24 protein-coding genes are annotated in these 23,436 nt (G+C 33.0%); 7 read left to right on the forward strand and 17 right to left on the reverse strand.

The window, feature by feature from the left end; all coding sequences use genetic code 11:
• The first annotated feature begins 44 nt into the window (after positions 1-44).
• Positions 45-1,625: an NADP-dependent glyceraldehyde-3-phosphate dehydrogenase gene (locus ABEB18_RS12120; protein ID WP_348799568.1), complete on the forward strand. Its 1,581-nt coding sequence runs from the start codon at positions 45-47 to the stop codon at positions 1,623-1,625.
• A gap of 141 nt (positions 1,626-1,766) precedes the next feature.
• On the forward strand, positions 1,767-3,755 hold the full coding sequence (gene uvrB, locus ABEB18_RS12125) for an excinuclease ABC subunit UvrB (protein WP_348799569.1): 1,989 nt from the start codon (positions 1,767-1,769) through the stop codon (positions 3,753-3,755).
• Here uvrB and ABEB18_RS12130 read toward each other — a convergent pair.
• Positions 3,752-4,183: a TerB family tellurite resistance protein gene (locus tag ABEB18_RS12130; protein ID WP_348799570.1), complete on the reverse strand. Its 432-nt coding sequence runs from the start codon at positions 4,181-4,183 to the stop codon at positions 3,752-3,754. The two genes, uvrB and ABEB18_RS12130, sit on opposite strands and share 4 nt — an antisense overlap.
• 27 nt (positions 4,184-4,210) lie before the next feature.
• On the opposite strand from ABEB18_RS12130, the gene ABEB18_RS12135 reads away from it, so the two are divergent.
• Positions 4,211-5,017 (forward strand): alpha/beta hydrolase, encoded by an 807-nt coding sequence (locus tag ABEB18_RS12135; protein WP_438861446.1) that lies wholly within the window; start codon positions 4,211-4,213, stop codon positions 5,015-5,017.
• A 45-nt stretch (positions 5,018-5,062) separates the two neighbouring features.
• Here ABEB18_RS12135 and ABEB18_RS12140 read toward each other — a convergent pair whose 3' ends face one another.
• A complete protein-coding gene (locus tag ABEB18_RS12140) occupies positions 5,063-6,574 on the reverse strand; it encodes a redoxin domain-containing protein (protein ID WP_348799571.1) in 1,512 nt (503 codons plus the stop codon).
• Positions 6,575-6,743: 169 nt separating this feature from the next.
• Here ABEB18_RS12140 and ABEB18_RS12145 point away from each other — a divergent pair, with 169 nt between their 5' ends.
• Positions 6,744-7,211 (forward strand): DUF1456 family protein, encoded by a 468-nt coding sequence (locus tag ABEB18_RS12145; RefSeq protein WP_348799572.1) that lies wholly within the window; start codon positions 6,744-6,746, stop codon positions 7,209-7,211.
• Between the two features lie 20 nt (positions 7,212-7,231).
• Here the strand turns inward: ABEB18_RS12145 and ABEB18_RS12150 are convergent, their stop codons facing one another.
• From ABEB18_RS12150 to ABEB18_RS12175, 6 genes are all read right to left on the reverse strand, one after another.
• A complete protein-coding gene (locus ABEB18_RS12150) occupies positions 7,232-8,797 on the reverse strand; it encodes a protein adenylyltransferase SelO (RefSeq protein ID WP_348799573.1) in 1,566 nt (521 codons plus the stop codon).
• 99 nt (positions 8,798-8,896) lie between these two features.
• On the reverse strand, positions 8,897-9,874 hold the full coding sequence (locus tag ABEB18_RS12155) for an SPFH domain-containing protein (RefSeq protein WP_348799574.1): 978 nt from the start codon (positions 9,872-9,874) through the stop codon (positions 8,897-8,899).
• A gap of 126 nt (positions 9,875-10,000) precedes the next feature.
• The gene (gene rlmF, locus ABEB18_RS12160) at positions 10,001-10,966 is read right to left on the reverse strand and encodes a 23S rRNA (adenine(1618)-N(6))-methyltransferase RlmF (RefSeq protein ID WP_348799575.1); all 966 of its coding nucleotides are present in this window, start codon (positions 10,964-10,966) and stop codon (positions 10,001-10,003) included.
• 90 nt (positions 10,967-11,056) lie between these two features.
• Positions 11,057-11,524, reverse strand: coding sequence for an OsmC family protein (locus tag ABEB18_RS12165; RefSeq protein ID WP_348799576.1), 468 nt, complete (start codon positions 11,522-11,524; stop codon positions 11,057-11,059).
• 21 nt (positions 11,525-11,545) lie between these two features.
• On the reverse strand, positions 11,546-12,214 hold the full coding sequence (locus ABEB18_RS12170) for a ZIP family metal transporter (RefSeq protein ID WP_348799577.1): 669 nt from the start codon (positions 12,212-12,214) through the stop codon (positions 11,546-11,548).
• A gap of 55 nt (positions 12,215-12,269) precedes the next feature.
• The gene (locus tag ABEB18_RS12175; protein WP_348799578.1) at positions 12,270-13,034 is read right to left on the reverse strand and encodes a class I SAM-dependent DNA methyltransferase; all 765 of its coding nucleotides are present in this window, start codon (positions 13,032-13,034) and stop codon (positions 12,270-12,272) included.
• A gap of 169 nt (positions 13,035-13,203) precedes the next feature.
• On the opposite strand from ABEB18_RS12175, the gene ABEB18_RS12180 reads away from it, so the two are divergent.
• Positions 13,204-14,376: a THUMP domain-containing class I SAM-dependent RNA methyltransferase gene (locus ABEB18_RS12180; protein WP_348799579.1), complete on the forward strand. Its 1,173-nt coding sequence runs from the start codon at positions 13,204-13,206 to the stop codon at positions 14,374-14,376.
• A gap of 77 nt (positions 14,377-14,453) precedes the next feature.
• Here the strand turns inward: ABEB18_RS12180 and ABEB18_RS12185 are convergent, their stop codons facing one another.
• The 3 genes from ABEB18_RS12185 to ABEB18_RS12195 form a co-directional block, all read right to left on the reverse strand.
• A complete protein-coding gene (locus tag ABEB18_RS12185) occupies positions 14,454-15,155 on the reverse strand; it encodes a gasdermin (protein ID WP_348799580.1) in 702 nt (233 codons plus the stop codon).
• Between the two features lie 68 nt (positions 15,156-15,223).
• Positions 15,224-16,324, reverse strand: a complete 1,101-nt coding sequence (locus ABEB18_RS12190; protein WP_348799581.1) for an alpha/beta hydrolase — start codon at positions 16,322-16,324, stop codon at positions 15,224-15,226.
• A gap of 38 nt (positions 16,325-16,362) precedes the next feature.
• Positions 16,363-17,265, reverse strand: coding sequence for a hypothetical protein (locus ABEB18_RS12195; protein ID WP_348799582.1), 903 nt, complete (start codon positions 17,263-17,265; stop codon positions 16,363-16,365).
• 454 nt (positions 17,266-17,719) lie between these two features.
• Here ABEB18_RS12195 and ABEB18_RS12200 point away from each other — a divergent pair, with 454 nt between their 5' ends.
• On the forward strand, positions 17,720-17,956 hold the full coding sequence (locus ABEB18_RS12200) for a hypothetical protein (protein WP_348799583.1): 237 nt from the start codon (positions 17,720-17,722) through the stop codon (positions 17,954-17,956).
• 75 nt (positions 17,957-18,031) lie between these two features.
• Here the strand turns inward: ABEB18_RS12200 and ABEB18_RS12205 are convergent, their stop codons facing one another.
• The 5 genes from ABEB18_RS12205 to ABEB18_RS12225 form a co-directional block, all read right to left on the reverse strand.
• Positions 18,032-18,856 (reverse strand): DUF6048 family protein, encoded by an 825-nt coding sequence (locus ABEB18_RS12205; protein WP_348799584.1) that lies wholly within the window; start codon positions 18,854-18,856, stop codon positions 18,032-18,034.
• The gene (locus ABEB18_RS12210; RefSeq protein ID WP_348799585.1) at positions 18,828-19,367 is read right to left on the reverse strand and encodes a DUF6452 family protein; all 540 of its coding nucleotides are present in this window, start codon (positions 19,365-19,367) and stop codon (positions 18,828-18,830) included. The genes ABEB18_RS12205 and ABEB18_RS12210 overlap by 29 nt, the downstream gene beginning before the upstream one ends.
• 11 nt (positions 19,368-19,378) lie before the next feature.
• Positions 19,379-20,791, reverse strand: a complete 1,413-nt coding sequence (rlmD, locus tag ABEB18_RS12215; RefSeq protein ID WP_348799586.1) for a 23S rRNA (uracil(1939)-C(5))-methyltransferase RlmD — start codon at positions 20,789-20,791, stop codon at positions 19,379-19,381.
• Positions 20,792-20,869: 78 nt separating this feature from the next.
• Entirely contained in the window at positions 20,870-21,334 is a 465-nt protein-coding gene (locus ABEB18_RS12220; RefSeq protein WP_348799587.1) for a hypothetical protein, read from the reverse strand.
• Positions 21,335-21,600: 266 nt separating this feature from the next.
• Positions 21,601-22,194, reverse strand: coding sequence for an alpha/beta hydrolase (locus ABEB18_RS12225; protein WP_348799588.1), 594 nt, complete (start codon positions 22,192-22,194; stop codon positions 21,601-21,603).
• Positions 22,195-22,515: 321 nt separating this feature from the next.
• Between ABEB18_RS12225 and ABEB18_RS12230 the strand changes: the two genes are divergently transcribed.
• On the forward strand, positions 22,516-22,926 hold the full coding sequence (locus tag ABEB18_RS12230) for an OsmC family peroxiredoxin (RefSeq protein ID WP_348799589.1): 411 nt from the start codon (positions 22,516-22,518) through the stop codon (positions 22,924-22,926).
• A 62-nt stretch (positions 22,927-22,988) separates the two neighbouring features.
• On the opposite strand, the gene ABEB18_RS12235 is transcribed toward ABEB18_RS12230, so the two are convergent.
• Positions 22,989-23,423, reverse strand: coding sequence for a hypothetical protein (locus ABEB18_RS12235; protein WP_348799590.1), 435 nt, complete (start codon positions 23,421-23,423; stop codon positions 22,989-22,991).
• Between the last annotated feature and the right edge of the window lie 13 nt (positions 23,424-23,436).

The raw sequence follows: 23,436 nt of genomic DNA on the forward strand, positions 1-23,436 counted from the left end.
CTCTTTTTTTAAATTTATTAGCAAATAATCAAATAACCAAAATAATGAATACAATACCTGAGGAATTTAAAATTGCATCATTACTTAATCAAGACACTTATTTAGTAAATGGAGAGTTAAGAAAATGGACTGGAAAAACAACACCAGTATATTCTACAATTTCATCTACTGATAAGTATGAGCCTACTTTATTAGGTTCTATCCCTTTTATGGGAGAAGCTGAAGCTTTAGAAGTTGCGGAATCTGCTAGAGCTGCGTTTGATAACGGACAAGGTTTATGGCCTACCATGAAAGTTGTTGACCGTATCAGATGTATGGAAAAGTTTGTTGTTAAAATGAAAGAAACTCGTGCCGAAGTTGTTAAACTTTTGATGTGGGAAATAGGAAAAACTCTTGGGGATTCTGAAAAAGAATTCGATAGAACTGTTGAATATATCAATGATACTATCGAAAGTTATAAAGAGTTACACAGCCGAAGCGCTTATTTTTCTAAAGTGCAAGGAATAAACGCTATGGTTCGTAGAGGACCTATTGGGGTTGTCTTGTGTTTAGGCCCTTATAACTATCCGTTGAACGAAACTTTTACTTTGCTTATTCCAGCTTTGATTATGGGAAATCCTGTAATTTTTAAACCTGCAAAACATGGTGTTCTATTGATTTCACCATTATTGGAAGCTTTTAGAAGTTGTTTCCCAAAAGGCGTAATTAGTATTGTGTATGGTAGAGGTAGAGAAATCGCTTCGCCTATTATGAAATCAGGTAAAGTTGATATTTTATCTTTAATCGGAAACAGTAAATCGGCTATCGCTTTACAAGATCAACACCCAAATAAAAATAGATTGCGTTTGGTTTTAGGATTAGAGGCCAAAAACCCTGCGATTATTTTGCCAGATGCTGATTTGGATTTGGCTATTCAGGAATGTATCGCAGGAACTTTGTCTTTCAACGGGCAACGTTGTACGGCACTTAAAATTATTTACGTACACGAAAATATAGCAGCCGAGTTTAATAAACGTTTTACCGAGAAAGTGGATAGCCTTGTTTTTGGAAATCCTTGGGAAAAAGGTGTTTCGTTAACACCACTACCAGAGGTTGAAAAACCAGCTTACATCAAAGAATTAATTGATGATGCCACTAGCAAAGGGGCTAAAGTTATCAATGCAAAAGGAGGAAAACAAACGGAAAATTTTATTTATCCAGCCGTGTTGTTTCCAATCAATAAAGAAATGCGAGTATATAATGAAGAGCAATTTGGTCCCGTAATTCCAGTTCTTACTTTCAAAGATATTCAAGAACCTTTGAATGACATGGCTGAATCAAATTATGGTCAACAAGTGAGTTTGTTCGGTAAAAATATCAAAACTATTGCACCTCTTATCGATACTTTAGTGAATTTGGTATGTAGAGTTAATCTTAATAGTTCTTGCCAAAGAGGTCCAGACGTTTTTCCTTTTACAGGTAGAAAAGACTCTGCTTTTGGAACATTAAGTATTCACGATGCGCTACGTTCATTCTCAATTAGAACGTTTGTAGCCTCAAAAGATAATGCTTATAATAATGAAATTTTGCAAGAGTTATTGAATAGCAAAGAGTCTAATTTTATTAATACCGATTATATTTTGTAATCATTTTTGCTTTTAAATTTTCAAGAGGTTGTCTAAGTTTAGACAGCCTCTTTTGTTTTAAGAGGTGCTGGTTTCAATATATAAATTGTCATTGGAAATAAACTTTGTAACTTTGTGATGTCGAACTTTTCAAAAAAATAAATGAAATTCCAAGTCGTATCCGAATATAGTCCCAAAGGAGATCAGCCACAAGCCATTGCAAAATTAGCGCAAGGAATCGAAGCGGGTGAACAATTTCAAACACTTTTGGGAGTAACGGGATCGGGAAAAACATTTACGGTGGCCAATGTAATTCAGGAAGTACAAAGACCTACTTTGGTTTTGGCTCACAACAAAACTTTGGCTGCACAGCTTTATTCAGAATTCAAACAATTTTTTCCTAATAATGCCGTAGAATACTTTGTTTCTTACTACGATTATTATCAGCCAGAAGCTTTTATGCCTGTCACAGGAGTTTTTATAGAAAAAGATTTATCTATAAATGACGAATTAGAAAAAATGCGATTGAGTACAACATCCTCTCTGCTTTCGGGCAGAAGAGATATTTTGGTTGTCGCTTCCGTTTCTTGTTTGTATGGTATTGGAAATCCTGTTGAGTTTCAAAAAAATGTAATTGCCTTAGAGCGAGATCAAGTAATTTCAAGAACCAAACTTTTACACAGTCTGGTTCAAAGTTTGTATTCCAGAACCGAAGCCGATTTTAATCCAGGTAATTTTAGAATAAAAGGAGATACAATTGAGGTTTATCCGAGTTATGCCGATGATGGTTTTAGAATTCATTTTTTTGGCGACGAAATCGAAGAAATCGAAAGTTTTGATGTAAAGACTTCTAAAGTAATAGAACGATACGAAAAGTTAACGATTTATCCTGCCAATATGTTCGTTACATCTCCTGATGTTTTGCAAAATGCGATTTGGGAAATCCAACAAGATTTGGTTAAGCAAGTAGATTATTTCAAGGAAATAGGAAAACATTTGGAAGCGAAAAGGCTTGAAGAACGAACTAATTTTGATTTGGAAATGATTCGGGAACTAGGATATTGTTCAGGTATCGAGAATTACTCCCGTTATCTAGACGGTAGAGAAGCTGGAACTAGACCTTTCTGTTTGTTGGATTATTTTCCAAAGGATTATTTGATGGTTGTTGATGAGAGTCACGTTACGGTTTCGCAAGTACATGCTATGTATGGAGGCGATCGTAGCCGAAAAGAAAATCTGGTTGAATACGGTTTTAGGTTACCAGCAGCTATGGATAATCGTCCGCTGAAATTTGAAGAATTTGAAGCAATGCAAAACCAAGTGATTTATGTATCGGCAACTCCAGCTGATTATGAATTACAGAAATCCGAAGGAATTTATGTAGAGCAGATTATTAGACCAACAGGTTTAGTAGATCCTGTAATTGAAATAAGACCCAGTTTGAATCAAATTGACGATCTAATCGAAGAAATTCAACAAAGATGTGAGCTAGATGAACGTGTGTTGGTTACTACATTGACCAAAAGAATGGCGGAAGAACTAGCCAAATATTTGACAAAAGTAAGTGTTCGTTGTCGCTATATTCATTCGGACGTTGATACTTTGGAGCGAATTGAAATCATGCAAGATCTACGAAAAGGCCTATTTGATGTTTTGATTGGGGTTAATTTACTGCGTGAAGGATTGGACTTGCCCGAAGTTTCACTTGTTGCCATTTTGGATGCTGATAAAGAAGGATTCTTACGAAGTCATCGTTCCTTGACCCAAACCATTGGGCGAGCAGCGAGAAACCTTAACGGAAAAGCCATTATGTATGCTGATAAAATTACGGCTAGCATGCAAAAAACGATTGATGAAACAGAATACAGAAGAACGAAACAAATTAATTTCAATACAGAGAATAATATTGTTCCTCAAGCTTTAAATAAAAAAATCGAAAGTGCTTTTACCAATAATAAATTGGTTGAATATGAATTAGGGCACACCTTAGAAACTGCTGCCGAACCAGAAAATGAATATTTGTCTAAGGCTGAAATTGAGAAACGCATTCGTGAAAAGCGAAAAGCAATGGAAAAAGCAGCTAAAGATTTAGATTTTATGCAAGCGGCAAAATTACGAGATGAAATTAAAGTTTTGCAGGAAAAAATTTAATTAAGTTGTTCTTGAAAAAGCCTTAATAAAACTTCTGGGTCAATTATTCCATTTGGGGATTTTTCCATTAATTTCAAAATACGATTTGTTGCACTAGGATTAAGCCCCATATTAATAGCGATTTGACGAATAGCTTCTTTTTCTTTTGGATGTAAAATGCCATCACAATGCATTAATAATGCTAAACGATAAAATTGCTGAATCCTCTCAAATTCTGTTTTTGCAACTCCACTGGGTAATTCTTTGCGAAATAATTCATTAAACTCTTCTCGACTAATTCCTAGTTCTTGCGCCACTATCCAGACAAATTGGTATTCTCTCTCATGTAGTCTCCCATCGACTAAAGAAAAGGCAATCATTTCAGATAATAATTTTATTTTTTCTTCTTGAGTATTCATCAAAATGCTAATTTTAGCTAAAATATTCATTTTTTTTAAAACTTAAATTTATTTGCTTTGAAAATATTTTTTCTATTACCATTGATGTTTTTTTTCAACAAATCAATTGCTCAGGAGAGTACCGCTTCTGGTCAGGTTTCTACTTTTATTATGGATATGCCCCAGTTGAAAACCACTAGAAAAATATGGTTGTATTTGCCAAAAGGTTATGAAACTTCGACTCAAAAATATCCTGTAATTTATATGCATGATGCTCAAAATTTATTTGATGCTAAAACGTCATTTGCTGGAGAGTGGAATGTTGATGAAAAGTTAGATAGTTTAAGAGCTCCAGTGATTGTTGTGGGTATAGAAAATGGTGGTGAAAAACGAATAAACGAGTTAACACCTTATAAAAATGAAAAATACGGAGGAGGTGATACTGATAAATATCTCGAGTTTATTGTAAATACGTTGAAACCCGAAATTGATAAAAAAATTAGAACAAAGTCTAATGCTAAAAACACAACAATCATGGGAAGTTCCCTTGGTGGCTTGACCTCTTATTATGCTGTTGTGAAATATCCTGATGTTTTCGGAAAAGCTGGTGTTTTTTCTCCTGCTTTTTGGATAAATCGGAATGAAATAAATGTTTTGACCAGTAATTCAAAAAAATTAAAAAATAAAATTTATTTCCTTTGCGGTGATTCAGAAGGGGACGATGATAGTATGGTAAATGATCTAAATAAAGTAGAATTTTTACTCAATACAAATCGTTGTTCTTGTTTGCATCTCAACAAAAAAGTAATCGTAAAAGGCGGAAAACATAATGAGAAACTTTGGCGTGATGGTTTTGTCGATGCCATACTTTGGTTGGGTTTTTAAATAGTTTCTGTGAGACTATAAAAAAGCGAATCTTCGCGAAACTGACTATTTTTTAGAATACTCTTTTTCCATTTGAGTAATAATACTTTTTATCGATTCAGAACCTATTCCTTTGGCTTTTATGACTTTGTTTTTATCCAAAATGTAAATAACAGGTGTTGTCACTACATCGTATTTATCTTTTAGATTATTGATGTGAACTCCATCATAAACATTAATCCAATCTAGTTTATTCTCATCAATGTATTTTTTATATTTCTCAAATTCGTTTTGAGTATAAACTCCAAAAACTTTTACATCTTTATTTTCCTTTCGAAAATCATGATACATTTCAAGGATTTTTGGTACTTCTTTTTGGCAATGACCACAATCTACATCCCAAAAAAGCAGAATTAAATAATCTGCTTTTATGTCAGACAATTTTGTGTATGTTTTTTCTATTTCGGCTTTATTGTTGTAATAGATTTGGGTTACTTCTTCACTTGTTTTAGCTGTGTCAAAACCCATTTTTGCAATTTTATTTTGATCGTTTACTTCGATCATGTATAGCTCAGGGGCAGTTTTTCCTAACAGTAGCGGTGATAAAGTATTTCCTCGGTTGATTATGATTTTGATTACACTATCGTCATAAACTCCTTTGGCTTTGCCAGTTTTATAATAATTATCGACTAAATGAACAAATACTTTATCCATCCCCATTAATTTATGAACTTCATAAGTTTTGGTAAAATAAACCAATAAAAGCATATTCATTTTGCTCCCTTGAGTTGTTTTACTCATCATTCGGTCAATTTCGACACAGATAGAATCTGGGTGCTGAACCACAACACTGTTGAAATATTTTTTTATTTTATTAGCAAAAAAAGGATTGTTCAGCATTGAATCATCTCGAAAATCGACACCGTCCCAAAAATGGTTTTTATAATAGTTATAAGCATAAATACTATCGGGTCTTCCATTGGCAGCTTTCGGGATGTCACTTGCCATTTTCTCAGTTTTTAAGTTGAGCATCCTGGATAGGTAAGTTCCTTTATTTTGCTCAATTGTTTTTAAATCGTTTTGAATGATAACTTCATTCAATTTTTTAGACTCGATTTCTATTTGTGTCGTAGAATCTACTTTTTTTTGAGCCCTTATGGATGTTTTATAGTTATTTAATTCTATGTTTTTGCTTGATACAAAACGCATATAGTCGAAGAAATTTTCATTTTGTTTCGAGCTAATAGCTTTTAAATTTTTTAATAAATCTAATTTGTCCGAAGTAATTTGTTGTTTTTGAGATTGCTCATCAATAATAAAATCAAAGTAATTTCCTTTTTCTTGACTCAGCAGAAAATAAACTCCTTTGTCTAGTTTTTTCTTTCCTGTAAAAATAATATTCCCATTGACGATTTTTTTACAAGTATCCGAAATATACATTTTATCGAATTGATAATAGGCTAAATAAGCAATGGTGTCTTTACAGTTTTTTAAATTGATTTTAATTTCATGACCAGTTTGCGCATTCGCAAATTGTAAACAAAAGAAGAGAATAAAACTGAATGTAATTTTTTTCATAAGGGGAATTATCATTAAGAAAGCAAAACTTTTTTGTTTTTCAAAAATAAGAGATTTTGGATGTAGTTGCTATACTCAATTTGAATATTTGGCAATGAAAATTCAAAAATGATAATTGTTAATTCACAATTCATAAAATTGTATCTTTGTCCTCTTAAAATAATAGAAAATGACTAATAACGATATATTCAAGAAACTTCGAGTTGCTTTGATGTTACGCGACGATCAAATTGTAGAAATTTTAGAGTTGGTAGATTTTAGAATTTCAAAATCGGAGTTGGGTGCTTTTTTTCGTGATGAAAAACATGAAAATTACAAAGAATGTGGGGATCAAATCCTGCGTAATTTCCTAAACGGATTGGTGATTCATTTAAGAGGGACAAAAGAGAATCCTAAAAACCCTAACGAAGTTTTGGCCAAACATAAAGCTCAAATTCCAAGAAAAGAAACTTCTAAGCCAAGACAAGAATTCAAAGCTAAACCAAAAGATCAAGAGCAATATAGAGGCGACCAAAGTCCATCTCAATCAGGATCAGGTTCTAAGAAGCCTGCTAAGAAAAAATTTCCAAAGGGAAATGGTAAAATTTCGCCAGTAGAAAAAGTCAAATTCAATTTTGGTAAAAACAAAAAATCCTAAGTAATTAGGATTTTTTGTTTTTAGGAACTACAGCTTAACATAGAACAGCCTACTTTATTTCGAGCCCAGTCAGGTCTTTTAGCAAACCAATCTTGTTTTTCGGGTTGTTCATCATAAGGTTTTTTTAGCAATTCGAATAGCTCATTTATCAAAGTATAATCGCCATTATTAGCTGCATCAATGCTGAGTTGCGCCATATAATTTCGCAAAACATATTTTGGATTGACGTTATTCATTTGTTCTTTTCTTTCAGTATCAGAAAGTGTTTCTTGATTTATTCTTTCGATGTAATGTTGCAGCCAAATATGCCAATTAGTCAAAGTGGTTTCCTTTAAATCGTTTTCATTATAAAAAGCTTCTTGAATTTTATTCAAAGTTATTTCAGCAGAATCTATTTTCTCAACATTGGCTAAGTTTCTAAAGAAAATGGTCATATCCGTTTCAATTAGTTGTAATAGTTCAATCAACCCCTCAATTAAAAATACATCTTCTTCTTTGACTATTTTGAGTCCCAGTTTATTTCTCATCATATCCAAATATCCCTTTTGATAATTGAGATTATACGAATTTAAAATTTCTTCTAGGGGTTTAGCATCATTAATTAGAGGATATAATGCATTAGCCAATTGATACAAATTCCACAACGCAATTTCGGGCTGATTACCAAATCGGTATCTTTTATATTGCCTGTCTGTTGTATTTGGAGTCCAGTTGAGGTTGTAATCATCTTGCCATCCATAAGGTCCATAATCGATGGTTATTCCATGAATTGACATATTATCTGTATTCATAACACCATGAACAAAACCAACTCGCTGCCAATGTATAATCATTTCCAGTGTAGTTTGAGTTACTTCATGAAAAAAATCCAGATACTTCTGTATGCCTTTGGTACGAATCGATGTAAAATGATGTTTGATAGTATAATCGGCTAATAATTGTAAAGTATCGTGATCTCCTCGAGAAGCAAACAATTCGAAATTACCAAAACGGATGAAAGACGGTGCAACTCTACACACAATTGCCCCTTTTTCTTCGGCTATATTTCCGTTGTACAGCATATCTCTTTCTACCAAATCTCCGGATAGCATTAATGAAAGGGATCGAGTGGTTGGAACTCCAAGATAATGCATAGCTTCGGCACAAAGATGTTCTCGTATCGATGATCGCAAAACAGCAAAACCATCAGCAGTACGAGAGTAGGGTGTAGGTCCAGCTCCTTTTAGTTGTAGTGTAAACAATTTGTTGTTGTTGGTCACTTCTGTTAGATTAATGGCTCTACCATCGCCTAGTTGTCCAGCCCAATTCCCAAATTGATGACCTGCATATGGCATTGCATATGGTTTTGTATCAGGATAGATTGTTTTTCCTGAAAAGACATTTAAAAAATCCTTTGAGTAAATATCCTCTGTCTTTAAACCTATTAAACCTGCAACTTCTTCCGAAGCATGAATTAAAGATGGATCCGAAGGTTCTTTAGGAATCACATATGAAAAGCAAGCTTTTTCTACCTGTCTTGGAATATTTCTTTCGTTTGGATCAGCAGGTAATTCGGTTGTGAAATTATTTTGGATATAAAGTTTCATTTCTAAAGTTTATTAGTAGAGTAGAAAACGGAGGAAGTTTAATTTATTACTTTTTTAAAACCTAACAGGTAGGGGATTAGTATTGTTAAAAACGAATCCTTAAATCTCAGTTTCTGGTGCGTCTGATGGATTGTTTTCTGTTGTATTATTATCAGTTTTTTTAGTTTTCTGCATTTGTTTTTTCATCTTTTCTCCAATAATATTCGAAGCCGAGAAACTAGTTACCATATTGTTAAGCATATCATTTGCTGCTTGAGGAGAATTTGGTAGCAATATTAAGTTCGAATTAGCTTCGGCACCAATGGATTGCAAAGTGTCGTAATGTTGCGTAATCACAATCAATGCAGAAGCTTCTTGCGAATTTATTCCCACTTCGTTAAGTACCGCAACACTTTCTACTAATCCGCGTGCAATTTCTCTTCTTTGATCCGCAATACCTTGCCCTTGAAGTTTTTTACTTTCTGCTTCAGCTTTTGCTTTTGCAACGATTCTGATTCTTTGTGCTTCCGATTCGAACATAGCAGCCGTTTTTTCTCTTTCAGCAGCATTAATTCTGTTCATGGCATTTTTTACCTGAATATCAGGGTCAATATCGGTTACTAAAGTATTGATGATGTCATAACCATAGGCCATCATTGCTTCGTTTAATTCTCTTTTTACCGCAATGGCAATATCGTCTTTTCTAGCAAATACATCATCCAAAATAAGTTTAGGAACTTCGGCACGAACCACATCAAAAACATAAGCGGTAATTTGGTCATGAGGATATTCTAATTTGTAAAATGCTTCGTATGCATTCTCGGGAATTACTTTAAATTGTACCGAAATTTTCATTTTCACAAATACATTGTCCTTGGTTTGTGTTTCGATAATTACGTCCAATTGTTGTATTCTAAAGTTTACTCTTCCCGCAATTCTATCTATGATTGGAACTTTTAGTTGTAACCCAGAGTTTCGGATACTTAAAAATTTACCAAAACGCTCAATAACAACTGCTGTTTGTTGTTTTACTGTGAAAAAAGAAGAAAAGAAAATAATTAGCGCTACGGCTAAAAAAATAATCACAAATGGGTCCATGTTTTTTTGATTTAAGTTAAAGTTGTTAGACGTAAATTTAAGACAAAAGTTACATTTTTTACTGCTTCTGTTCGTTTTAAAATACGTTGTCTAAATCTTAAAATCGCAAAACAATATTAGTGGTGTTTATTGAAAAGATTGTTCAAATTTCCATTTTTGTTGTTGCTCTTCGGTCAAAAATGACCAAGCAACAAATCGACTTGTTTTTTGTCCTTGAACCATATCAACGGTTTTGATGGTTGCAGCATGAACTTTAGCTAACGTTTTGTAAATACTCTTTAGGTTATCATTTTTAGAAACCAATGTAGTGAACCATAAAACCTGCATTGGATATTTGGCACTTTCAAAAATCATTTGTTTGATAAAGGCTAATTCGCCACCATTGCACCATAATTCGGTATTTTGTCCTCCGAAATTTAAAATAGGCTTATCTTTTTTGGCAGCATTCGGATTTAAATTACTTACTTTTCGGATACTACTTTTTTGAGCTTCTTCGGCCGAGTTATGAAAAGGAGGATTGCAAATCGTAAAGTCAAATCGATCTTCGGGAGTTATGATATTTTTAAAAATAAACCGAGATTCAGGTTGTTGTTGCAAACTAATAGCGTCTATTAACTTTGGATTTTTTTGAATGATTGCACTGCAATTTTCAATAGCTTTAGGGTCAATGTCAGTTCCTACAAAACTCCAATTATAAGTGGTAGAACCAATGATAGGATAAATACAATTAGATCCCACACCAATATCGAGCCCCATAATGTTTTCGCCTAGCGGAATGTTTCCGTTATTTGAATACGATAATAAGTCGGCTATATAATGAATGTAATCGGCACGGCCAGGAATAGGGGGGCAAAGATAATTTTTTGGGATGTCCCAATTTCGTATACCGTAATGAGTTGCTAATAAGGATTTGTTGAGTGTTTTTACGGCTATTGGGTCACTAAAATCAATTGTCTCAATATTGTATTTGTTTATCGTAACAAACTTTTTTAACTCGGGATTGTCTTGGGTCAAAAGGTCAAAATTATATCCTAATCGATGTAGGTTTCTAGGATGTAAATTGGTCTTTTCTATTTTCTTTTCTGATTTCATTGCCTTAATTTCGATGCAAAGATAAGAATTCCAAATTTGTAAATTTTGTGATTATTTGCAGATGAGATGGAGTGTTCTGTTTAGAAAAATTTAGATACTACAACTTGGAAAATGATAAATCTTAAAGTTACAAGAATTGGCTATGAAGCAAAGTTCATTGGCTTTGGAATGTAAAGTTAGTGCTTCGGATATTTTGTCTTCCTGTTTAATGATAACTTTGGGATGCAAACGGACTTCTATAAATCGTCCTGAACCATTTTCTAGAACTTCAAGAATTGCTTCTGCATCATCCTGATAAGAAACAATTTCGATTCCTTTTTGAGAACAAACATACAAATATGACATCATATGACAGGAAACCAAACTGCTCAATAATAAATCTTCGGGGTTGTATAAATTAGGATCACCTTTGAAAGCTTTGGCAGCAGAAACATTCAAAATTTCTTTTCTGTCAATGACTATTTGGTGGGTTTTGGTGTATTGTTTTGAGCCTAAAACAGCTTCTCTTGGAGTAGAAGTCCAATTTAATTTTGCTTTGAATAAATGTTTTAGACTCATGATTTTTTTAAAATAATAATCTTATAAAAAACGAGCAATTACAATTCCTAATACGATCATCGAAATTTTAGCAACATTAAATTTATGTCCTTCGCTACTTTCAAAAATGATTGTCGATGAAATATGAAATAAAATTCCAATTACCACAGCAGTGATTTGGGTATAATAATCATTCAGTTGCGGAATATAATCGGAAACGACTGTTCCTAGCGGTGTCATCACTGCAAATGTAGTCATGAATATAAAAATGGCCGTTTTGTTGAGCTTTGAATTGATAAAAAACATGGTCAAAATAATAGCAATTGGAAAATGATGAATTGCTATTCCTACTGCTAAATCATGATGATGACTCACAGGGAAACCTTCTAGAAAAGCATGAAGACAAAGACTGATGAATAGTGACCACGGTATATGATGCATCTTTTCGTGACCATGTACATGACCGTGTTCTGCACCTTTTGAGAAAAATTCTAAGATAATTTGAAATAAAATCCCGATCATTATAAAAAGACCTATGCTATGATCGTGACTTTCGTAAACCTCAGGTAACAAATGCATCACTGTAAGCGAAAGTAAAAATGAACCGCTAAAGGCTAATAGTAACTTAAGATTTGTCTTGTTTTTGGGCTTAAAAAATAAAGCCATAAAATAGCCAATTAATACAGAAAATAATGGTAATAGGTAATTCATTTTGATTTTTTTCGTTTATACGTTTAAGCCTTTTTGATTGATTGTTGCGTTTTTGTTATTTGAAAATCATAATCAATCGTTCACTCTCTGTTTTGTGGAATTTTTTTAATTTATAATCGCCAAAAATATCCAATAAATAAATTCCTGCTTCTTCCATCATTGACTCAAAATCTTTTAGTGTTAGCGCTTTTACTTTTTCAGTAAAATGAAATTGACGCCCTTTGTCTTCAAAATCTATTTCTTTGTAGATATGGCCATCACTTACATATCTTTTGATATGAAAATCAATACCTTCGACAGTTTTTACTTCTTCTGGAACCAAATTTGCAATTACGTTATTGACATTCATAAAATCGATAACGGCAAAACCTTGTTCGGTTAAGCTTTCTTTGATGGCTTTTAATGTTGTTAGGTTGTCATCATCATTCTCAAAGTACCCAAAACTGGTAAATAAATTAAAGATAGCATCAAATTTATCATCAAATTTCTCGCGCATATCATGCACTTGAAAATGTAGGTTGGTGTTTTGGTTTTTATTGGCTTCGGCTATACTGTTCTCAGATAAATCAGCCCCAATAACATTAAACCCCAATTGGCTTAAATAAATAGAATGTCTGCCTTTGCCACAACACAAATCCAGTACTTTTGCTTTCTCCGGAAGATTTAGATAATGCGTTAGATTATCCATAAAAATTTGAGCCTCTCTATAGTTTCTTTCTTTGTAAAGAATGTGGTAATAAGGAGTATCGAACCAAGATGCAAACCAATTTTCGGTATTGGTGTTTTCTATTTGTGTTTTATAGTTATTAGAATCGGACATTTATTCTTTTTCAATTAATTTAAGTCCGGCAAATTTAGTGTATTTTTGCCTGAAATATAGCTAATAGCTGATTGTAATTAGTGATTAGTAAATAGGGATTGGTGATTAGCAATACAAAATGAGCTAGTAAGACGAAATCTATTTAACAGAAATAAGAATTTGTAGAGCGATGGAAAATAATTTTAAGATGGTTGCCAAAACCTTTTTTGGTTTTGAAGATATTTTGGTGAACGAATTGAAAGCTTTAGGAGCCCAAGAAGTAGAGAAGGGGGTGAGAATGGTGAGTTTTAAAGGAGACAAAGGGTTTATGTACAAAGCAAATTTGTCTTTGCGTACCGCTTTGAAGATTTTGAAACCCATTTATTCTTTTAGAGCCAGAAATGAACAAGATTTGTATAAAGGAATGCGAGGGGTAAATTGGTCCAAATATATCAATGCCAATCAAACTTTTGTAATCGATACAACAATACATTCAGAGCATTTTAATCATTCGGAATTCGTATCTCAAAAATGTAAAGATGCTGTTGTAGATCAGTTTAGAGAAAGAACAGGACAGCGGCCAAGTATTGATAAAGCGTATCCTGATTTAAGAATCAATATTCATGTTGATAAGGATCAAGTTTCGGTTTCATTAGATACTTCAGGGAATTCATTGCACCACCGTGGATATAGAACGGCTACCAATATTGCTCCTATTAATGAGGTTTTAGCCGCTGGAGTTTTATTGCTTTCGGGTTGGGATGGGCAAAGTGATTTTTTGGATCCGATGTGTGGTTCTGGAACTTTCTTGGTTGAAGCAGCTATGATTGCTTGTAATATTCCAGCCAATATTAATCGTAAGGAATTTGCTTTTGAAAAATGGAACGATTGGGACAATGAATTGTTTGACCAAATTATGAATTCGTTGATGAAAAAAGTACGTGAGTTTCATTACACTATTAAAGGATACGATAAGGCGCCCTCAGCGGTTCAAAAAGCCAAAGACAATGTTAGAAATGCTAATTTGTCCGATTATGTTACGGTTTCAGAAGATAACTTCTTTGATACCGAGAAAACAACACAAGGGAAATTGCATATCACATTCAATCCTCCTTATGATGAACGTTTGGATATAAAAATGGAAACTTTCTACAAAAATATCGGAGATACTTTAAAGAAAAACTATCCAGGTACCAATGCTTGGTTTATTACTGGGAATTTGGACGCTCTTAAATTTGTAGGTCTAAAACCTTCCAGAAAAATAAAACTTTATAATGCTAGTATCGAAGCTAGATTGGTAAAATACGAAATGTACGAAGGAAGTAAAAGAACTAAATTTCAGATTTCAGACAACAGTAATTAGAAATCAGATTTTGTAAATTATCCCCAAAATAATCCCGATAGTTTCTTTGATGAAAGAAACTTCGGGATTATTTATACCTAAAATAAATTCCTATTATCAGTGATGAGAAAATGTTTTTTGAATTTTCCATGATCAAAATCCAAACGGTTTGCTTTTACAGCAATGGGATAGTAATCGCCTGTATCGGCTGTCATTTTGATTGTTTTTTCGGAACTTTTGCTAAAATCAAGTTTGCCTCCTGCTATTTCTGTTAACTTCGCTTTTAAATCTGCTGAAATGGTATAATCAGTATCGATTTCGATATTCAAATTTTTGGCATACAAAATTCCAGTGATAATGATTACATCATTTTGATTGAGATTTTTGAGCAATACGTTATTAGGATGCAAAAAATCGAAATTAGACAAGTAGTGTTCTAATGCACCAATTTCTATTTCTTTGGTGATAGAATTATTATAGCTTACTGTTACACTCTTTCCGCTTTTGATTTCGGCTGAAATATCAAAATTTGATAGTCCAATAGATTTTAGAATGTCATCTAGAATTGTGATTCCGATATTGAAATTGAATTCATTTCTTTCGGAAGAAGTTACTTTTAAAGCTGTATTGGTAAATACCGGTAAATCGACAGTACTGGTAAAGGCATACTGCAACTGATCGTAATACATTTGGATTTTATCAAAATCCTTTTTCAACCACAATTGAGTAAGTTTATGATTTCTTACAGGGCTGTCTATCAGATCGTATCCGGCCTCTTTTAAGCTACTTGTTAGTTCCATAAATATTTTTTTGTTAGATTTTTTTGTTGATTATGGTGTTAGTTAATTGTAGTATTCTGTTGAGGTACTTAAATACTTTGAATAATATTTTCTGAACTTAAATAAAAATAATTTGTGTAAAGATCATGACGTTTTCTGTTAGCTACTCTTCTTTCGTCTTCACCATTGAGTATTTTTATGATGTCTTCAATTTCCTGACTACTGGTTAAATATCCCCAATGATCGATTACGTTTTGCATGACCTTGGTAAAAAAAGGCTCTTTTTTTGTTTTGTCATAAGTAATTCCAGTTACGTCCACGATAAAAGTTGATTGACTTAGCTCTTTTACGTTAGATGGTCCTGCTTTTCCTAATCTTTTTGATAAATTTTTTGTAGTTGTCGAAATGGTTAAAGCATCGTCTCCTTTGTGAATGTAGATGTGGGTACGTTGCCCTAATTTATGAAGTTTTGTAAACGGCTGACTATTTTCAAATGAATCAGCAGATACATCGGCATGTAATAGGATAATTTCGCCAACAAAAGGAATAATGTATTTTTCGTTTAAGCTTCCCATCATTTGTTTTAACACCTGATTCCCCATTGAATGGGACATGATGTGAATTTTTTGTTTGCAATTTTCCTGTTCGTACTTTTTGAACATAGTGTAGAAAAACTTATTCAGTTTTAGGTAAATTCTTGATAAGGCTTGTCCTGTGATAATGGAATCTTCCTTGTCGCTCCAATAGGTCAAAATTTTACTATTGGATGTTGGCCAGCTCAAATAAATTAAATGTTTTACATTAGAATTATCGCCTAAATATAACTCTTGAAGTTTTACAATATGTTGCAACTCCTCTTCGTGAGTGGTTTGATAACCATGAATAAAGAATAAGACATCAGAATAGGGTTTGCCAGTATCTTTCATTGAAATATATAAATCATAAAACATATATTCTGTACCTCCTAATTGCTCTTTTGGTAATCGATTTTCGACCACATCAATAATTTTACTATAATCTGGTTCTGTGAGATCGCTTAAAAGCGAGTAGGTGATTTTTTTGGTTGAAGTATTGACTTTGCACTCTGCAACTCTAAAATTGGGTAAAGCCGCTTTTTTCCCATCATTGCTAAAAGCTTCTTTTCCTTTGTTTGTTATAACTTCTCTATTGCTGATTAAATATGTACTCATCTGTTTTAAATCTTAATTTTTTATACCTACTTGTTTTTTCAATATTTTACAAACTCGCCACTTCCGGCATCGTATCTCATCGAAAATTTACCTAAATCGGTGAGTTTTTTTATTGTACCACGTACTGTATTAATTCTATTTTGATAATTGACATTACCAATGGTGCATAAATTAGAAAAGGCTTTGTCATAATTGCCATTAGTGTTTAAGGCAAGTACAATGCGATCACTTTTGGCTCTTCCTTGATGTCGAATATCACAAATCATCTGACAGACATTTGCTGGAGCATTGTCTAAGCCGTATCGTTTGTGATACGATTTCATATTCTCTTTATACATTTCTATAGCCGTCTCAACTTGTATTTTTCGATGGTTGGAATCGTTTGTAGCCCAGTGTACAAAACGAGCTGCACATATCAACTCTTGGTTTTCAACATCATTGAGCGTAGGATTTAGATAATTCATTAAGGCTTGTGAACTGGAATCATTTTCTAAGGGAGAAAGTATTCCGCTCGAGGATTTATAAAAAATTCGATTGTTGGATAAAACTAATTTAGGGAAATAGTCAGAAGCATTGGGTAATTGCAGTAACTTTCTGAAAAATCTTACAAAATCACCATTAGGGACATGTGCTGCATATTGCATAAAAGTAAAAGTGAATTGTGCTCTGTCATAGGTGTTTAAGCATTTAAATGATCCTGAACTTTCTGCCATTGCTGTTGGATAAATAAAATAAGCCCAAAAACCATATTCGGCTACATAATCTTCGGGTTTGTAAACTTGCCCTGTCGTTACCGAAGTGTTGAATAATCCAAAATTACCATCATACATGGTTTTGTTTCCAATAATGAATTTTGGTTCTGTTGTATTGATGCGTTGTGCATTGAAGGCTTTTCTCCCACTTGGAGTTATAGCGCTTGTAATAGAAAAGTCAATTGCCATGGTAGTTATTTTTAAAATTATTATAAACGTATTTTAAATTTACCGTAGGTTGAATTGTATATTGTGGGACAGTTATTATGGTTTTGGCAGTAGTTTTTTTTATTAGTCTTGGGTAATTTGTTTTACGGTTTCGATTATTTCAAATAATATAGTTGTGCTTAATTTTAGAACGAAAAGGATTTAATTTGGAGAAGTATTTCTAGAATGAAAATCTTAAATTTTAAAATGTATATTACTGGTTTGCAATGGTTTGTGTGTTTGTTTTTATTGAGGGACATAAATTTAGTACATAAATCAATACAAAAAACAAATTGTTCTAATTATTTGATGCAAATACAAAGAGGGTTTAGAAAGTTAGTTTTTACCGATGTGTATAAATATATTTGAATGCTTTTGGTAGAAAGTCTATATTTTCAATTATTTTTGAGAATTAATAAATTTAAATTTCTTTAAAATGTCAAAATTACAAGTAAGAGCTTTTCTTTACAATTTGGGGTGCTTCGCTATATTGTTTATTCTATTTCGTTATTTAGTAGCACAATACACAGGTTTGACAGGATTTTGGATCCCGACTGTAGCTTTTTTGGGAGGAACATTATTAGCCCCAAAATTTCAAGCTGCCAAAACTAAAGATGGAGAAAAATTATTTATGTCTTGGATATTTGTCAAGGGAATTAAGGAAATAGGATAGTCTAAAGTTGTATAAAAAAGGAGTACGATTGCATTATAAATCAATCGTACTCCTTTTTTATGATGTAATTAGAAGTTATTTTTTCTTAGGTTCTGTAGGTGCAGGAACTACTTTTTTCTTGTAAAGTGGTATGAAATAGGAAACTGTATAATTAAAACCGGCTCCAAAATTCCCATCATACGTTCTGTTGAACCCTGGTATGTAAAGGTTTTCAAAGTCACTTGGTTCAGAATTCATTAATAATACTTTTAATTGCAACGAAAAACCAACATAAACATTGTTAAATACTTTTACATTAACCCCAGCGGTAGCTTCCAGCCAACCAGCTGTCAAACCATCATAAGTTATATTGGCAGGAACACTAGTGTTTTGACCAAAATAAGGGTTCGGATTATAGATGGTAAAATCGTTCAATTCTTCGTTAAAGGCACTAAATCCAGCACGAACTCCAACAGTTATCATGTTTTCCATATCTAACCAATTGGTATAAGCATTGTAATTAAATCCTGCTTTTAGGTATGCTCCTTTTGTAGTGGTGTTCAACAAAGGATCTTCAATGGTGATGTCCTCGGTTCCTACTTCGCCATAAATGTAATATTTTCGAGTCAAGCGATAGTCAGCAACAAATGCTATCCCTTTGTAATTCGAATCATAAAAAGAACGGGCGATTTTAAATAAATCGGTACCAATAATCAAACCATAACGCTCGGTTTTGGGTTTGATAGTATCTTTTACTTCTTCGAGTTTTTTATCGGTACCCTTTTCTATAGATACTCCATTCGAACCTTTTACTATTATTTCAGGTGCAGTATCTGTTGTTTTTGGATTATCTTGAGCATGAACAAAAAACAACGACAACAAAAAGAAAAAACTAAAAGAATATTTTAACGATTGTTTCATTTTCGTATGTTATGTTACGTTGTTCAATTATTACATGTTTTATCCACATTTGATCTGCTGTTTCTGCATCTGTAAGAACAAAAGGACTTTTTGCATTTAGTTCAAATGTTGTTTTAAACCCGCAGGCTCTTGATACATATGAATTTTCACGAGTATAGTTAAATTCTAAATTATCTTCGTTTACGAATAACGGATTTTTGTTGCCGTAAAATAGAATGAATTTATATTTTACTTGATCTGTATTTGTATTTAAGGGGAGTAAAATATTATTACCACTGGTTACATACTGAGCATCTCCACTTGCTGAAGGTGACAAGACAACCCCTTCGGTCATTCCTTCTCCAATTATTTTCAAAGTGGTGACATCTTTTAATTTTGAAGGGTTGTTGTAATCATAAAACTGAACCAACATTCGTGGTGTTGTAGGAGTATTGGGATCACAAATATCGTCTGGTTCACAACTAGAAGATGCAAAACCAAGGATCATTAAGAAAGCAAGTATTTTTTTCATGTAATAGGCTCTTATCGTCTCTCTAAAAGTACAACATTTTCTACATGATGTGTTTGCGGAAACATATCTACTGGACGTACTCTTGTAACTTTGTATTTTTCGTCCATCAAAGCTAAATCTCTTGCTTGAGTAGCTGAGTTGCAACTTACATAAACTACTTTTTGTGGGCCTATTTTCAGGATTTGCTCCACAACATCTTTATGCATTCCGTCACGAGGAGGATCGGTAATAATTACATCTGGATGTCCGTGTTGAGCAATGAAAAGATCGTTGAAGACAACTTTCATATCCCCAACAAAAAAATTACAATTTCCAATATTGTTGCGTAAAGCATTAGCCTGAGCATCTTTGATGGCATCTGGAACACTCTCAACACCAATTACTTTTTTTGCTTTTTTAGAAACAAACTGCGCAATTGTTCCCGTTCCTGTATATAAATCATAAACGATTTCATTTCCGGTAAGCCCTGCAAAATCTCTTGTTATTTTGTATAATTCATAAGCCTGATCCGAGTTGGTTTGATAAAAGGATTTAGCATTTATACTAAATTTTAAACCTTCCATTTCTTCCAAGATATAATCTCTTCCTTTGTATAATTGAATATCGGTATCATACAAAGTATCATTTGCTTTGTTGTTTATCACGTATTGTAATGAAGTAATTTGAGGAAATTTTTCGACTAAGTGATCCAGTATCAATTCACGATTGTTTTTATCATCTTCAAAAAACTGAATCAAAACCATGATTTCGCCAGTCGAAGCAGTTCTCAACATCAAAGTTCTTAATAATCCTTCGTGTGTTCTCGGGTTAAAGAATGTCAGACCATTTTCATTGGCAAATGCACGAACTTCATTTCTAATAGCGTTAGAAGGGTCTTCTTGCAAATGACATTTGTGTATATCTAAGATTTTGTCCCACATTTTTGGAATGTGAAAACCAAGAGCATTTTTATTGCCTAAATCTTCCTGACTTCCAATTTCTTCTTCGGTTAACCAACGACTGTTCGAAAATGAAAATTCCATTTTATTTCGATAAAAAAACTTTTTCTCAGAGCCTAAAATGTTTTCAAACTCAGGAAGTTCAATTTTACCAATGCGCTGCAAATGATTCTTTACCTCGTTTTGTTTAAAAAACAATTGTTGGTCATAATTCATATTTTGCCATTTGCATCCCCCACAAACCCCAAAATGGTCACAAATTGGATCTACACGATGTTCGGAATATTCATGGAATTTTACTGCTTTTCCTTCATAATAAGCTTTACGCTTCTTAAAAGTTTGTACATCTACCACATCACCAGGTACTACATTCGGGATAAATATAACTTTACCGTCGGGAGCTTTTGCTACCGATACGCCTTTTGCTCCAGCATCAAGGACTTTTATTTGATGAAAGACAACTTTGTCTGTATTTTTCTTTGCCATGCCGCAAAAATAAGCCTTTAATTTATTTTTAGATTTTAATTTTTAATTTTTTTATCAAAAACGGCTTTCTAATTATCACTATTCAAAATCATCTTTCCAATCTTTGGTAGCGATAGACGAGGCTTTATTTTCGGAGTTCATCGTAACCCGAAGTTCTTTATTGGCTTTGGCATAATCAAAATGTGCCTTGAATCTATAAATATTGGTATTGTCGGTCTTATTCGGTACCATTTCTACAAATTCTAAATCTTTAAAACGACCGTATTTCAAGCTGTATTTGGCACCAATTTCTTTAACTTTTTTTTCAGTCGAGTTCGCAATAAGTTTTTCTGTTGCCTCACTTTTGTTAAAAGGAGTAAATTTTGAGGTGTTACAGGTCATCAAAATCCTTTTGCCCAATTCATAAGCTTTGTTTTTTTGAGCTTCCTGGTCAGCATTCAACTCGGTTGCCGAAATTTCATTGCCAATTTTTTTCCCATTTACATTTTTGGTTTTACAGGCAAAAACAACCAATAGACAGCTAATTAAGATATATTTTTTCATAGCAAATAGATTAAAGGTTATTATAAAGTAACGAAATTATTGACTAATTATTTGTGCCTGTTCCTGCTTTTCGTTTCAAATCCTCGTCCCTATGGCAACATTTCTAATGTAGCTGCAAGAGCTTCCTCTGGTCGCTTTGCCTCTACAAAAAAATATAAGCCATCGCGACTCCGGGTTTTTCACTACAAACGAAGTTCACTGAACTCCAATTAAAATTATAGCTAGTGATGTAATCGGGGGCAAGGGATAATAAGCAACAATGAGCTTTAGTTTTTAATGAATGAGAGAATGGAATCTAAAATTATTTTTTGCTGTTCTTCCCTGTCAATACGAGCTTTGTTATCTCCTAGTTGAAAGCCGTAGTAACCAAATTGGGAGTGATTTCCGCCTTCAATCAAAACATATTTGGTGGATAAAGGTAATTTCGATTTGTTTTGCTGTACGGCATTGGTTTCGGCCACACCATCATTAGAACCGTATATTTTCAGTACAGGAATTATCGAATGAGATAAATCAAAATCACGAGGATGTGTGATCCCCAATAAAATTAATTGGTCTATTAATTTTGGATTCTCATAAACAAATTGAGCAGCCATTTTTCCTCCTTTCGAGTGTCCCGCTAGAATATACTTTGTGGAGCGATCCTTAAACAGACCGATTTCTTTGGGTTTATTGTAACCACATGACGGAAGTCGCCAAGGCATTTTAATGATGATACTTTTGTATCCGTTTTCCGCAATTTTACGACAAAGTGGGGTATAGGCATTAGCTGCAACCATTGCTCCAGGAAATAAAATAAAGTTTTTTTGAAATCCTTTCTTTGGAGTAAAACAAATAAAATCTTTTGTGTTCGTTATCAAAATATCTGAGTTGCTTTACAGTACAGCTTTGTTTACTCCTTTGGTTTGGTATGAAATTACAAATCAAATCAACAAACCAAGCCTCAAAATAATCCATATCGATTGAATTGTTTTTAGTATGCATTGTTTCATTGTTAGCTTTAATTTTAAAGTCTAAAGATAATTTTTTTTACATTCAAATTTTATAGTATTATTTTTAAATAAGAAACATAAACCATTGATTATTAGTAGAGTATTAAAATTTAGTTAAATAAAACAAGTTGAAGGAATTTTTCTATCACAAAAAACTAAATTTGAGTAAATCAACAAAATTCGAACATTATGAAAAGAAACGCAACCGCAGTATGGAATGGTTCACTTATGGATGGATCAGGAACCTTAACGACTCAAAGTACTGTTTTAAATAATACGCAATACTCATTCAAATCCAGATTTGACGAAGGGGTAGGAACAAACCCAGAGGAATTAGTTGCGGCAGCTCATGCAGGTTGTTTTACAATGCAACTTACCGCTTTTATTGGGGAAACAACGGCTGCTATCAAAAGTATTGAAACAAAATGTGTTATCAATTTGTTGGAGGGAACCATCAAAGAATCACAATTAACTGTAACGGCCAAAATTGATGGGATTTCAAATGAACTTTTTCAAGAATTGGTAACCAAAGCCGAAAAAAATTGTCCAATTTCGAAATTATTCAATACCGAAATCTCGACAACGGCTACTTTGGTTTAAAAGTAATAAATACAAACCGCAAAGTTTTAATGCCAAGAGGACTTTGCGGTTAAATTAAGGTTTCATATTTTTTTCTTTTTCATTAATTCATAATTTATTATTGAGAAAAAATAAAAAAAGCAATCTGCTGTTATTTTGCCTAAAAATATTCCAATTAAATGATTACCAGTTATTATTGGGAGCCAATACATACAAAATGGCCGAATCAAAAAGAAATCTAAAGCAGCGGGATAGCCGAATTCCAAGAATAAATTTCGAATCAAAAGCAAAATATCTTTAAGTGTAACTTTTTCGTTTTGCTCTTGGTGTTTTTTATAAGACCTGTAAATCATAACACTATAGAATGCAAAATATTCCGAAAAGGTGATAAGGTATGCAGTTACTATTTGGCTGTAAATCTTACTGAATTGTGAAGCAAGCAAGGCAGCACTAGTCGCTGCCAATTCGGAATATTTGTAGCGGTCAAACCATTCTCTGAATTTTGATTTACTAGACATTTTATGTTGTTTT

Origin of the sequence: Flavobacterium adhaerens, assembly GCF_040045115.1 — a bacterium.
Classification (GTDB): domain Bacteria; phylum Bacteroidota; class Bacteroidia; order Flavobacteriales; family Flavobacteriaceae; genus Flavobacterium; species Flavobacterium adhaerens.